8 protein-coding genes and 1 pseudogene are annotated in these 14,237 nt (G+C 47.6%); 6 read left to right on the top strand and 3 right to left on the bottom strand.

The features are described 5' to 3' along the window. Nucleotides 1-19 precede the first annotated feature (19 nt). The 3 genes and pseudogenes from pflB to ycaO form a co-directional block, all read right to left on the bottom strand. Complete coding sequence (gene pflB, locus AYY16_RS07700; protein WP_067364149.1) at nucleotides 20-2,302, bottom strand: formate C-acetyltransferase; 2,283 nt, start codon at nucleotides 2,300-2,302, stop codon at nucleotides 20-22. Between the two features lie 54 nt (nucleotides 2,303-2,356). Then, entirely contained in the window at nucleotides 2,357-3,217 is an 861-nt protein-coding gene (gene focA, locus AYY16_RS07695) for a formate transporter FocA (protein ID WP_067364146.1), read from the bottom strand. Between the two features lie 305 nt (nucleotides 3,218-3,522). Then, nucleotides 3,523-5,311, bottom strand: a pseudogene (gene ycaO / locus AYY16_RS07690) (30S ribosomal protein S12 methylthiotransferase accessory factor YcaO). A gap of 449 nt (nucleotides 5,312-5,760) precedes the next feature. On the opposite strand from ycaO, the gene serC reads away from it, so the two are divergent. From serC to AYY16_RS07660, 6 genes are all read left to right on the top strand, one after another. Beyond that, complete coding sequence (gene serC, locus AYY16_RS07685; protein ID WP_067364144.1) at nucleotides 5,761-6,846, top strand: 3-phosphoserine/phosphohydroxythreonine transaminase; 1,086 nt, start codon at nucleotides 5,761-5,763, stop codon at nucleotides 6,844-6,846. Between the two features lie 87 nt (nucleotides 6,847-6,933). Beyond that, nucleotides 6,934-8,214: a 3-phosphoshikimate 1-carboxyvinyltransferase gene (gene aroA / locus AYY16_RS07680; protein ID WP_067364141.1), complete on the top strand. Its 1,281-nt coding sequence runs from the start codon at nucleotides 6,934-6,936 to the stop codon at nucleotides 8,212-8,214. A 298-nt stretch (nucleotides 8,215-8,512) separates the two neighbouring features. Then, nucleotides 8,513-9,202: a (d)CMP kinase gene (gene cmk, locus AYY16_RS07675; RefSeq protein WP_067364138.1), complete on the top strand. Its 690-nt coding sequence runs from the start codon at nucleotides 8,513-8,515 to the stop codon at nucleotides 9,200-9,202. A 226-nt stretch (nucleotides 9,203-9,428) separates the two neighbouring features. Continuing rightward, complete coding sequence (gene rpsA / locus AYY16_RS07670) at nucleotides 9,429-11,102, top strand: 30S ribosomal protein S1 (RefSeq protein WP_067364135.1); 1,674 nt, start codon at nucleotides 9,429-9,431, stop codon at nucleotides 11,100-11,102. 63 nt (nucleotides 11,103-11,165) lie between these two features. Continuing rightward, nucleotides 11,166-11,450, top strand: a complete 285-nt coding sequence (ihfB, locus tag AYY16_RS07665) for an integration host factor subunit beta (protein ID WP_067364132.1) — start codon at nucleotides 11,166-11,168, stop codon at nucleotides 11,448-11,450. Nucleotides 11,451-12,366: 916 nt separating this feature from the next. Further along, the gene (locus tag AYY16_RS07660) at nucleotides 12,367-14,193 is read left to right on the top strand and encodes a DNA internalization-related competence protein ComEC/Rec2 (RefSeq protein ID WP_235846242.1); all 1,827 of its coding nucleotides are present in this window, start codon (nucleotides 12,367-12,369) and stop codon (nucleotides 14,191-14,193) included. Nucleotides 14,194-14,237: the final 44 nt, after the last annotated feature.

The following is a 14,237-nucleotide window of genomic DNA, read 5'->3' as shown; positions in this document are numbered from 1 at the left end:
CAAATGGTTACCGCACAAATTACATGGATTTTGTGAATGTACGGGTAATAACGTCTTTCTGCTGTTCTTTGGTCAGTGAGTTGAAACGAACTGCATAACCGGATACACGGATGGTCAGCTGAGGATATTTCTCAGGATCTTCCATGGCTTCTAACAGCATTTCACGGTTCATTACGTTCACGTTCAGATGCTGACCACCTTCGACGCTTGATTCGTGGTGGAAATAACCATCCATCAGGCCGGCCAGGTTAGTACGACGAACATCGTCATCTTTACCTAATGCGTTTGGTACGATAGAGAAGGTATAAGAGATACCATCTTTCGCGTAAGCAAACGGCAGTTTTGCAACTGAAGTCAGAGAGGCAACAGCACCTTTCTGGTCACGACCGTGCATAGGGTTAGCACCTGGTCCGAATGGCGCGCCTGCGCGACGACCATCAGGGGTGTTACCGGTTTTCTTACCATACACAACGTTAGATGTGATAGTCAGAATTGACTGAGTCGGAACCGCGTTACGGTACATGTGGTGTTTCTGAATTTTCTTCATGAAACGTTCAACGATGTCACATGCGATGTCATCAACGCGTGAATCATTGTTACCAAACTGCGGATATTCACCGTCAATTTTGAAGTCAACAGCCAGGCCGCTTTCGTCAATGATCGGGCTTACTTTCGCATATTTGATAGCAGACAGTGAGTCAGCTGCAACAGACAGACCAGCGATACCACATGCCATTGTACGATATACATCACGGTCATGCAGAGCCATCAGCGCTGCTTCGTAGCTGTATTTGTCGTGCATGTAGTGGATGCAGTTCAGAGCGGTGACATAGTTAGTTGCCAGCCAGTCCATGAACTCGTCCAGACGCGCCATAACAACTTCATAATCCAGAATATCTGTATGAATTGGTTCGTGTTTAGGACCAACCTGGATTTTCAGTTTTTCGTCAACACCACCATTTATCGCGTACAGCAGGGTTTTAGCCATGTTTGCACGGGCGCCGAAGAACTGCATTTGTTTACCAACGATCATCGGGCTTACGCAACATGCGATAGCGTAGTCATCGTTGTCAAAGTCAGGACGCATCAGGTCATCGTTCTCATACTGTACAGAAGAGGTATCGATAGACACTTTCGCTGCGAAACGTTTGAAGTTCAGCGGCAGACGCTCTGACCACAGGATGGTCATGTTTGGTTCTGGTGAAGGACCCATGGTGTACAGGGTATTCAGGAAACGGAAGCTGTTTTTCGTTACCAGAGTACGGCCATCGGTGCCCATACCTGCTAATGATTCAGTTGCCCAGATTGGGTCACCTGAGAACAGTTCATCGTATTCAGGGGTACGCAGGAAGCGGACCATACGCAGTTTCATGATCAGGTGGTCAACGATTTCCTGAGCTTCAACTTCAGTGATTTTGCCTTGTTCCAGGTCACGCTGAATGTAAACATCCAGGAATGTGGAAACACGACCGAAGGACATTGCAGCACCGTTCTGAGACTTAACAGCAGCCAGGTAGCCGAAGTAAGTCCACTGTGCAGCTTCTTGCGCATTCGCAGCAGGAACAGAAATATCCATACCGTATTTGGCAGCCATTTTTTTCATCTGGCCTAATGCACGGTGCTGTTCAGCGATTTCTTCACGCAGCTGAATGGTATCACGCAGGTTTTCGCCGCTTTCTAATCTGGCTTGCAGAGAAGTAAACTGTGCGAATTTGTCTTTCATCAGGTAGTCGATACCGTACAGTGCAACACGACGGTAGTCACCAATGATACGACCACGGCCGTATGCATCAGGCAGACCGGTCAGAACACCTGATTTACGGCAGCGAACGATGTCCGGAGTATAAACGTCGAACACGCCCTGGTTGTGCGTTTTACGGTAATCAGTAAAGATTGTTTCGATCTGCGGGTTCAGTTCACGGCCATAGGCGTGGCATGAACTTTCGATCATACGAATACCACCAAACGGCAGCATCGCACGTTTCAGAGGTTTCTCAGTCTGCAGACCAACAACTTTTTCTAAATCTTTGTTGATATAACCGGCATCGTGGGAAGTGATAGTAGACGGCATATCAGTATCAAAATCGACAGGAGCGTGGGTGCTGTTTTCGATTTTGATGCCTTCCATAACTGACGTCCACAGAGCAGTAGTTGCGTCTGTAGCACCAGCTAAGAAAGACTCATCGCCTTCAAATGGGGTGTAGTTTTTCTGGATGAAGTCACGGACGTTTACTTCCTGTGACCAATCACCTGTATTAAAGCCTTGCCATGCTGAAGCGAATTTTTCATTTAATTCTGACATGATACTTTACCTTTTAACAATGGAACTTAGAAATTCAGTCGTGATAAGCAGAGACTAATGTTTTTGCTCACCGCGTAAATGAATCAGCCAATAAGTCAGACCTACTAAAATTGCACCACCAATGATGTTACCGATAGTAACCGGAATCAGATTATCAATGACAAAATCAGAGATAGTCAGTGACGGAAACTGTTCCGGCGACGAACCAACCATAGACCAGAATTCAGAAGGTGCAAAATTTTTGATGACAATCCCTAAAGGGATCATAAACATATTGGCGATACTATGCTCAAACCCGCTGGCAACAAACATACCGATAGGGAACAGAAGTACCAAAATTTTATCGGTCAGACTACGGCCTGCGTAGCTCATCCATACCGCCAGACAAACCATTAAGTTTGCCAGAATCCCGAGACAGACAGCTTCAATAAATGTGTGATGAAGCTTGTGATCTGCTGTTTGCAGGACATTCAATCCCCACAGCCCGTTAGCTGCCATATGCTGCCCGGCAAACCAGATGAGCGCGACGAAAAAGAGGGCACCAAGCAGGTTGCCGAAATACACCCGGGTCCAGTTAGCAAACATCTGACCCCATGTTATGCGGCCGGTTGCTTTTGCGACGATGGTCAGTACGGTTGAGGTAAATAAGTCAGCACCACAAACGACAACCAGCATCAGACCAAGTGCGAAACAAAGACCACCAAGAAATTTTGCGACACCGAAGGGGATAACACCCGCCGTTCCGGTCGTGGTGGTAATATAGAAGACGAAACCAACTGAGATGAAAATGCCTGCCATAAATGCAGATAAATAAGTGATGGACGGTGCTTTGGTTGCTTTGTAGACACCGACGTCGTCTGCAACATGTGCCATTTCGGCAGGAGATAATAAATTAAAAAGGGTATCAGTTTTCATAATGCTAACTGTCTCTTTGATTCCAATAATTATAGCACGCAATGATAGTAACAAAGGGGTAAATATTAAAACTTGATGTGGATCATAAAGGCATTCAAGAGAATCGTCAAATTCCCTGAAAAAAGTTGAGTTTTATAGATAAGATAATGAATTTAAACGAAAAACAATATTTTAAATTTTGTAATAAATTTTTATTTTTTGTTTTAGTTTTAATAAAAGTAAAATAATAGGTTAACTTGTCGTGTTTGTGTTACTTAAAACGAACAAATTAACCTAATATTTACGATTCATTCCATTTATGATGATTAATTCGTATTTTTGTTATTTAGCCAAAAATGCGATTTCGCTTTTTGCAGTTTTTCATAAGCCGCTAACAGAGATTTATGCGCTGTAAATGCGGTTAAATTATTATCTGATGCACACAAACCATAAAAACAATTTTTTCCGTGCATGGCATTTAACGCAGCATCCAGTGTTTCCTGACCATACATCCTGGCAAAAGCCGGTAAATACTGTGCAGTATCACGCTCAGGCTCCTGTGTTAACAGCAGCAGAGTATGCAGACAACGGTAATAATTGCTGCGTGCCGCACTCAGACCGCCGGAATTGAAATCCTGAGTCCATTCAACCCAGACCAGCGCCAGATCCGTATTACCGCCTGCCAGTGCGAGCATCGACTTCAGCTCACCAATGCGCAGAGTTGACCAGCCGTTATCTTTACCGGTGGCAATACCCAGTAATTCACGGACGCGGGTATAATCATCGTGTCCTTCTTCATCTAGTTGCGCCAGTAAAGAGAGATAGTCATCCGGCTGCCAGTTGCTTTCCGGCAGTGCCAAGAAGGTTTCACGTAAATGGATACCCATCGCATTGTTTGCCATGTGCAAATCGTCGACCGGATAAATATCAGACATGCCCGGCACAAGAATGCGGCAGGCATATACACCCAGATGTTCATAATCGGCGATATATACGTCGTGACCGACAGAGCGGAAAATATCCATCAGTGTGGCAAATTCTTCTTCGGTGGTGCCGGAAAACTGCCAGTCAGCGAAATCGTAATCTGCATCCTGCTTAAACAGATCCCAGCTGATAAGACCGCTGGAGTCGATAAAATGGGTTTCCAGGTTAGTCTGATCGCCCACTTCTTCATCATCAAAGGTCGGTGCGGTAAAGACATCCAGGTCTTTCAGCCCGCGTCCCTGCAACAGCTCGGTGACTGTCCGCTCCAGTGCAACGCCAAAGTCCGGATGCGCACCGAAAGAGGCAAAACAGGTGCCGTTCGCCGGATTGAACAGAACCACACAAATGACCGGATACTGACCGCCGAGAGATGCGTCGAAACAGAAAATCGGGAAGCCTTCGTTTTCCAGGGTACTGACGGACTCAACAACCTGCGGGTAGCGTGCGAGAATCTCTTGCGGGATAGCCGGTAAACTGATGCGCTCCGTAATAATGCGGTTTTTAACATAGCGCTCAAAGATTTCAGACAATCCCTGCACCCGCGCTTCATTGCGGGTATTCCCGGCGGACATCCCGTTGGAGACATACAGGTTTGCCACAATATTCATCGGGATATAAATGGTTTTCCCGTCAGACTGGCGGGTAAACGGCAGTGCGCAGATCCCGCGCGTGTCATTGGAGGATTGCAGATCGACCAACTGACCGCCCTGTAAGTCACTGTCCGGATCGTAATAATCACGCAGGTATGTATCAAGGATACCTTCGGGCAGGGAATCGTCATCTGTCAGCGGAAACCATTTTTCATTCGGATAATGTACAAATTCACTGTTTGCAATCTGTTCACCGAGCCAGAAATCGGCAAAGAAATAGTTTGTGGACAGGCGCTCAAAGTATTCACCCAGTGCAGAAGCCAGTGCCGCTTTTTTTTGTGGCACCTTTTCCGTTGGTAAAACAGAGCGGGCAATCAGTATCGCGGATATGCACTGACCAGACATTCGGAACAGGATTAAGCCAGGACGCTTCTTCAATATTAAAACCGAGTTGCTGTAATTTCAGCTGAAAACGGCTGATGGAGTCTTCGAGCGCGGCATCTTTGCCGGGAATAAAGGTATGCGTTTCTGTTTGTGTCATGGGATCCACAATCTGGGTTAGTGGCCCGCCGGTAGCGGACGCACGGAATAGGGGGGGAAGAAAGGGGCATATATACCCAACGTCATTCAAGATGCGGCCAACGAACCTGCGGTTTGAATGAATAAGGGTATGATACGGAGTTTTTCTGCCGGGAACCACCTTTGTAAATATAAAGTTATCGCCGGGTTATTCCTTTATATGACCACCACAGGTCATGGCATTACCGTAACAGTCTGAATAATATTCCGTGTTTTGACTAAAAAGCAGTGTATCCCGCTGAAAGATGACAAAAAGGGTTTGCCGGTTGTCACGCAATAAGCATTGCAGCAACCGCCCCGGAGTGATAAAACCGATAGACAGGGTGTATACCCAACGTCATTCAGGATGCAGCCAACGAACCTGCAGTTTGAATGAATAAGGGTATAAATTTACGAAATAGGGTGGGGTCAATGAGTCAGGTATATAATTTTAGTGCCGGTCCGGCCATGCTGCCGGTTGAAGTACTGCGCCGTGCTGAGCAGGAGTTGTGCAACTGGCGCGGGCTGGGAACCTCGGTGATGGAAATCAGCCACCGCAGCAACGAATTTATGGCAGTAGCAAAAGAAGCGGAAAATAATCTGCGCCAGTTACTGGCTGTGCCGGATAATTATAAAGTCCTGTTCTGTCATGGCGGTGCACGCGGGCACTTTGCTGCACTGCCGATGAATCTGCTGGGTGAGAACACTAAGGCAGACTATATTGTCGGCGGTTACTGGGCGGAATGTGCGGCAGAAGAAGCACAAAAATATTGCACACCAAATATTATTGATATCAGAACAGAAACCGCAGACGGCGTCGGTGTGAAACCGATGAGTGAATGGGCGCTCAGTGATGATGCGGCGTATGTTCACTATTGCCCGAATGAAACCATTGATGGTATCGCCATCCATGAAGAGCCGGATTTCGGCGACAAAATTGTGATCGCTGATTACTCCTCTGCGATCCTCTCTAAACCGCTGGATGTCAGCCGCTTCGGGGTTATCTATGCCGGCGCACAGAAAAATATCGGCCCGGCGGGTCTGACCCTGGTCATTATCCGTGAGGATTTACTGGGCAAAGCGCGCAAAGAAACCCCGTCCATTCTTGATTACACCGTACTGAGTGAAAACGACTCGATGTTCAATACGCCGCCGACTTTTGCCTGGTATCTTTCCGGGATGGTCTTTAAGTGGCTGATTGAGCAGGGCGGCTTACAGGAAATTGCTCAGCGCAACTATGAAAAAGCAAAATTGCTTTATGAAGCCGTGGATCACAGTGATTTCTATATTAACCGCGTTGCCGGGGCGAACCGTTCCCTGATGAATGTGCCGTTCCAGATGGCAGACCCGTCACTTGACAGCAAATTCCTTGAAGAAGCACAGGCGCAGGGTCTGGTATCACTGAAAGGTCACCGGGTTTCCGGCGGCATGCGTGCTTCCATTTATAATGCGATGTCCCTTGAGGGTGTTAAGGCGCTGGTTGAGTTTATGGCAGAGTTCGAGCGCCGCCACAGCTGATTTTCTTCGCAGACATTTTACCGGACCCGGGTTTGCGCCCGGGTCCGTTTTGTTCTTTTTTATTTACACCCCGGAGAATGACTTTATATGGAGTCCCTGACGTTACAACCCATCGCCCGCATTAACGGAACAATCAATCTGCCCGGCTCCAAAAGTGTCTCCAACCGGGCACTGCTGCTGGCGGCACAGGCAACAGGCACCACCCGCCTGATAAACCTGCTCGACAGTGATGACATCCGCCACATGCTCAATGCGCTGCGTGAGCTGGGGATCCGTTTTCAGCTCTCTGATGACAAAACCGAATGTATTGTCGAGGGACAAGGCGGACCACTCAGTGGTTTTCAGGGCAATGAGTTATTTCTGGGCAACGCCGGTACGGCTATGCGCCCGCTCGCAGCGGCGCTGTGTCTCGGTGATAATGACATTATTCTGACCGGCGAACCGCGCATGAAAGAGCGCCCGATCGGTCATCTGACAGATGCACTGCGCGATGGCGGAGCAGAAATAACCTATCTTGAAAATGAAAACTACCCGCCGCTTCGGATCCGCGGGGGATTTACCGGCGGAAAAATCAGTGTGGACGGCTCTGTCTCCAGTCAGTTTCTGACGGCATTGCTGATGGCGGCTCCGCTGGCTGAACAGGATACTGAAATCAGTATCACCGGTGATCTGGTCTCCAAACCTTATATTGATATCACGCTGGCAATGATGGCGCGTTTTGGTATCACGGTAATTAATGAAAATTACACCTGTTTTCGGGTCACAGGGCAGCAGCAATATCATTCACCGGGTGATTACCTGGTTGAAGGTGATGCATCCTCTGCCTCTTATTTCCTGGCGGCGGCGGCAATTAAAGGCGGAACAGTGCGGGTCACGGGTATCGGACGTGACAGTTTGCAGGGTGATACCCAATTTGCATTGGTGCTCGAAAAAATGGGCGCAAAAATCACATGGGGTGATACCTTTATAGAATGCACCCGCGACACACTGCATGGTATCGATATGGATATGAATGCCATTCCTGATGCGGCGATGACCATTGCCACCACGGCGCTGTTTGCACAGGGGACGACCACCATCCGCAATATTTATAACTGGCGCGTTAAAGAAACTGACCGCCTGAGTGCGATGGCAACTGAGCTGCGTAAGGTCGGGGCTGAGGTTGTTGAAGGGAATGACTATATTCAGGTCACGCCACCGGCTGTACTGCGTCACGCTGAAATTGAAACCTATAACGATCACCGCATCGCCATGTGTTTCTCCCTGGTGGCACTGTCAGATACACCGGTCACTATTTTGGATCCCGGCTGTACGGCAAAAACGTTTCCGGGCTATTTCCGTGAACTGGCAATGCTGGCGGAACAATAATTCTGACCGGAATAATGGTTATGGATACCGGCCTTAGCCCATATATATACCCAACGTCATTCGAGATGCAGGAAGGCGGCAAGCTCCGATTGCCGGGGAGCATACATCAGTATGTGACCCGGCGGGCTGAGTGCGGCCAACGCACCTGCGGTTTGAATGAATAAGGGTATATCAGCGGATAAAAAAGCAGTAATGTGCTTGCGGGCATTTCTTCGGCGACAGGTCGTGCGTATAATGCGGTCATCTTTTTTAAGGTGGCCGTTTTTTATGGCCGCCTGACTGCGACAGGAGAGTGTGCATGGCAGTATATGTTCCGGTTATCACCATTGACGGGCCAAGCGGCGCGGGCAAAGGAACCCTTTGCCGGGCACTGGCAAACGAAATGGGATGGCATTTACTGGACTCCGGTGCTATCTACCGCGTTCTGGCACTTGCGGCACTTCATCACCACGTTGATATCACCTCGGAAGATGCACTCGTTCCGCTGGCCGCCAATCTGGATGTGAAATTTCTGGCAGAAGAAGCGGGTCTTGAGATTATTCTGGAAGGTGAAGATGTCAGCCGGGCTATCCGTCAGGAAGATGTCGGTATGACTGCGTCTCAGATTGCGGCGTTTCCGCGTGTGCGCGAAGCACTGTTGCGCCGTCAGCGGGCATTCCGCGTCGCCCCCGGACTGATAGCCGACGGACGTGATATGGGCACCGTGGTTTTCCCTGATGCGCCGGTGAAAATTTTCCTTGATGCCAGTGCGCAGGAGCGCGCCCACCGCCGGATGAAGCAGTTGCAGGACAAGGGCTTTAGTGTTAATTTTGACCGCCTTCTGGCGGAGATAGAAGAGCGCGATTACCGCGATCGCAACCGTGCGGTTGCCCCGCTGATCGCAGCAGGTGACGCCCTTATTCTTGATTCAACCACAATGTCAATTGATGACGTTATTGCAGAGGCTCTGCGTTATACGAGGGCTATGCTGGCTGAAGCGGCGGAATGATAAACAAAATTTGCGGGAAATCTGACTGAATCTGTGTTTTTTAGTAGGTTTCTGCATCCGTTTTTGTTTATAATGATAAGTTGAAGTTTTTTATCGGCAGAGAACAAGGCAAAAACGCAGTTTTCTGCCACCCCTTTGTGACAAGGAATGTTGCAAGGTATGTGAAACAACCCCATTCGGCCGGATGCTAAATGGACGTTAATACTTAAACACTTGAAGATCAAACATGACTGAATCTTTTGCTCAACTCTTTGAAGAATCCCTGCAGGTTATCGAAACTCGTCCGGGCGCTATTGTCCGTGGTACTGTCGTTGCTATCGATAAAGACGTTGTATTGGTTGACGCGGGTCTGAAATCAGAATCTGCTATTCCGATTGAACAGTTCAAGAATGCTCAGGGTGAACTGGAAATTCAGGTCGGCGATGAAGTTGACGTTGCTCTGGACGCAGTAGAAGACGGTTTCGGTGAAACTGTTCTGTCCCGTGAGAAAGCGAAACGCCATGAAGCATGGCTGACGCTGGAAAAAGCATACGAAGAAGCTGAAACTGTTACCGGTATTATCAACGGTAAAGTTAAAGGCGGCTTCACTGTAGAACTGAACGGTATTCGTGCGTTCCTGCCGGGTTCACTGGTTGACGTGCGTCCTGTTCGCGATACCACGCATCTGGAAAACAAAGAGCTTGAGTTCAAAGTAATCAAGCTGGATCAGAAACGCAATAACGTTGTTGTTTCCCGTCGTGCTGTTATCGAATCTGAAAACAGTGCAGAGCGCGATCAGCTGCTGGAAAACCTCCAGGAAGGCATGGAAGTTAAAGGTATCGTTAAGAACCTCACTGACTACGGTGCATTCGTTGACCTGGGTGGCGTTGATGGTCTGCTGCACATCACTGATATGGCATGGAAACGTGTTAAACATCCAAGCGAAATCGTGAATGTCGGCGATGAAATCACTGTTAAAGTGCTGAAATTCGACCGTGAACGTACCCGTGTATCTCTGGGCCTGAAACAGCTGGGCGAAGATCCTTGGGTCGCAATCGCTAAGCGTTATCCTGAGAGTACCCGTCTGACCGGTCGCGTGACCAACCTGACTGACTACGGCTGCTTCGTCGAAATCGAAGAAGGCGTTGAAGGTCTGGTTCACGTATCCGAAATGGATTGGACTAACAAGAACATTCACCCATCTAAAGTTGTTAACGTTGGTGATGTTGTTGAAGTTATGGTTCTGGACATCGACGAAGAACGTCGTCGTATCTCCCTGGGCCTGAAACAGTGCAAATCTAACCCATGGCAGTTATTCGCGGAAACCCATAATAAAGGTGACCGTGTTGAAGGTAAAATCAAGTCAATCACTGACTTCGGTATCTTCATTGGTTTAGATGGCGGCATTGATGGTCTGGTTCACCTGTCTGACATCTCCTGGAACGTTACAGGCGAAGAAGCTGTCCGTGAATACAAAAAAGGCGACGAAATCGCAGCGGTTGTTCTCCAGGTTGACGCAGAACGTGAGCGTATCTCTCTGGGCGTTAAGCAATTAGCTGAAGATCCGTTCAACAACTACACCGCTGTTACTAAGAAAGGTGCTATTGTCACCGGTAAAGTAACCGCAGTAGATGCGAAAGGTGCAACTGTTGAGCTGATGGATGGCGTTGAAGGTTACCTGCGTGCATCAGAAGCATCACGCGATCGCGTTGAAGATGCAACTCTGGTTCTGAACGTTGGTGATGAAGTTGAAGCAAAATACACCGGTGTTGATCGTAAAAACCGTGTAATCAACCTGTCTGTACGTGCAAAAGACGAAGCGGATGAGAAAGACGCTGTCGCTACTGTAAACAAACAGGAAGAAGTCAGCTTCTCCAACAACGCTATGGCAGATGCTTTCAAAGCGGCTAAAGGCGAGTAATTAAGCGGGCAGGCCGCGCAAGCGGTCTGCTTTTATGATAATCAGGGTAGTCCAGGAGGTTATATGACCAAATCTGAACTGATTGAGAAGCTGGCAGGCCAACAGCCTCATCTTCCGGCTAAAGTTGTTGAAGAAGCAGTAAAAGAGATTCTTGAGCATATGGCAAATACTCTCGCTGACGGTGAGCGTATTGAAATCCGTGGATTCGGCAGTTTTTCTCTGCACTACCGTGCTCCGCGGGTTGGTCGTAACCCAAAAACCGGCGAACAGGTTGAATTGGAAGGTAAACACGTTCCGCACTTCAAACCGGGTAAAGAGTTACGTGACCGCGCGAATATCTATGCTTAATTATTGACAGAGATAATAAAAATGACGCCGATGGCGTCATTTTTTTTTCAGGAAGATACTTTCCTGAATTATTTTAGTTATATACTCGTCATACTTCAAGATGCCTGGTTGTTGACTGCGCTCAGCTAGCCGGGTCACATAGTTTATCTATGCTCCCCGTCTATCTTCGTTTGTCGCCTACATGCATCTCGAATTATTTAGAGTACAAAAATGTTAGTGATGTATTAATTAATTGAAAATATAATTAATTCTGGTGTTGGCAAGAATGCTTTCTATTATTTTTATAAAAAAGTATCTTATTCTATTCTCAGGAAAACTCTATTAAAAATCATCATGTAATCACAGTTAAATAGACAAGTGTGATTCGTCTCTCATAAAATTAACTATTTTCTGTATGAGAAAAATATAATTTTGTGATTGATCCCGTTTTTTATTTTATTAATAAAAAAGAAAACCATTCTCATCATAATAAATACTGATAACACATTTGGTGAGATATATGTTCATTTCTGTTGCTCTGAAATACCTTTTTCCATATCCGTTACCGCTTTGGCTGGCAGCCGCTGCTGTACTGGTCGGACATGCCCCGCTGCTGGTGTTGCCAGGGTTATTGTCACAGACTGAGCTATTGTATCTGTCTGTCATATTATGTTTTCTTTTTTTTTATCCGTAACCGGAGTAGTATATTTATACAAATAACAATAAGTATTTTTTTTAATAGTTAATATTCAACTGAATAATACATTGTCACTATTTTCAACTGATAATAAAAACCTAAGTCATATAGATGTTATAGTTCATGATGTTATTATTAAAGCAACTGGATTTTACTCGGTGAAAGGGAAGATTGTAAATATTAACGATAAAAAAAATTAATGATGATATTTATATAAATATAAAAACAAAAGGCTCATTTGTGCCGGAATGTGCCGGTGAAGTCTGGCGTATATTCAGACCTGTTTTACGCCCTGTCCACAAGCAATTAAATGAAGGGCAACCTGACCGGCAACAGCATGCACTGTCTCAGCGGGTCTTATTTTCTCTGACCCCGGGGCGCAGTAAGAAAATATCGTCAGTATGTAATCTGCGCCAGCGGGTCATTGCTGAATATTTTCCGCAGACAGATAACTTTGTGCAGAGCGGGCTGATGCTGGCTCTGCTCTTCGGGGAGCGCAGGGGGATTACACCACAACAACGAATGCTGGTGCAGGAAACGGGTGTTGCTCATGTGGTGGCAATTTCAGGTCTGCATATCGGGCTTGCTGCATTATGGGGCTGGTGGGCGGGGCGCATAATCTTACTGGTGCTGGCGCAGCGATTGATGTCACATTTTATTCCTGTGTTATTTTCTGTCTGTGCGGCAGTGGCTTATGTCTGGCTGGCGGGATTTGCTGTTCCTGCCTGCCGGGCGCTTACGGTACTGCTGCTGTGGCATCTGATGAGATGGAATCATTATGTATTACCTGCATATCAGTTTGTATTTATCAGCGCAGCACTGTTGTTGTTAATCGATCCTCTGACCATCCTTTCCGCCAGTTTCTGGCTGTCATTTATTGCCGTTACTGCGCTGTTGTTCTGGCACCATACCGGTGTACGGCAGGCAACGACCGGGAGGATTACCCGCCGCGAGCGCTTTTGGCGCAATATCCGTGGCTTTTTATCCTATCAGTGGGGATTATTTCTGCTTTTGCTGCCGGTGCAGGCGTCTTTCTTCGGCGGTGTCAATTTTCTCTCATTGCTGAGCAACCTGTGGGTTATTCCTGTTATCTCTTTTTTATCCGTACCTTTACTTTTTTCCGCTATTACAGCGGCGTTGTTTCTGCCGGTCACAGTGACCGGGTTTATCTGGCAGGCGGCTGATTACTCTCTCGGGCTGGCATTGTGGCCGTTGCCGTTTCTGTCCTCGTTCTGGCTGATAACCGGGCATGTATCTCTGTTCTGGACAGCTATTGTATGGGGATGTGTCTGTTTTATCCGGCAGGATCTCTGGCGTCAGCATCCGGTATTGCTGCCGGGAATGATTATCTGTTGCTGTTTATATCTGCGGAAAACCCCCGTGCCGGACTGGTCGGTGACATTGCTGGATATCGGACACGGGCTGGCGGTGGTTGTCGAAAAAGAAGGCAGGGCGGTTGTGTATGATACCGGCAACCGGATGGGGCACAGTGACGATGCTCAGCGGGTGATCCTGCCTTATCTGCGGTATCACCGCCTGATACCGGACTGGATTATTATCAGCCACGACCATCAGGATCATACCGGCGGGCTGGAAACATTACGCCGCTATTATCCGCCTGCAACTGTAAAAGGTAATATCCCGCGGGCAGATACGGCGTGTGAGCGGGGTGAACGCTGGGTCTGGCAATCGTTATATTTCGAGGTGTTATGGCCGGACGGAAAGTATCAGAAAAGCAAAAATGACGGCTCGTGTGTTATCCGCATCAGTGACGGAAAATATCAGGTTTTGCTGACCGGTGATATTGAAAAGCAAGCTGAAATGCAGTTGGTTAAGTCAGAAAAGAGGCTGTCAGCCACGGTATTGCAAGTTCCGCACCATGGCAGTAATACCTCATCAACAGAATCTTTTATTCGTGCGGTGAATCCCGGTTTTGCACTGGTGTCTGTTGCCCGCTATAGCCCGTGGCGCCTGCCCTCTGATAAAGTACAGCGCCGCTATCGTCATAACGGCACGGACTGGCACGATACCGCGCGCAGCGGTCAGATTACTGTGCATTTTTTTTAATGATGATATAGCGCTGGTGACATATCGTCATCATCTGTCCGCCC

Origin of the sequence: Morganella psychrotolerans (genome assembly GCF_001676155.1) — a bacterium.
Taxonomy (GTDB): Bacteria; Pseudomonadota; Gammaproteobacteria; order Enterobacterales; family Enterobacteriaceae; genus Morganella; species Morganella psychrotolerans.
Note: the sequence above shows the minus strand (reverse complement) of the source record. Positions and strands in the feature narration are given on the sequence as shown.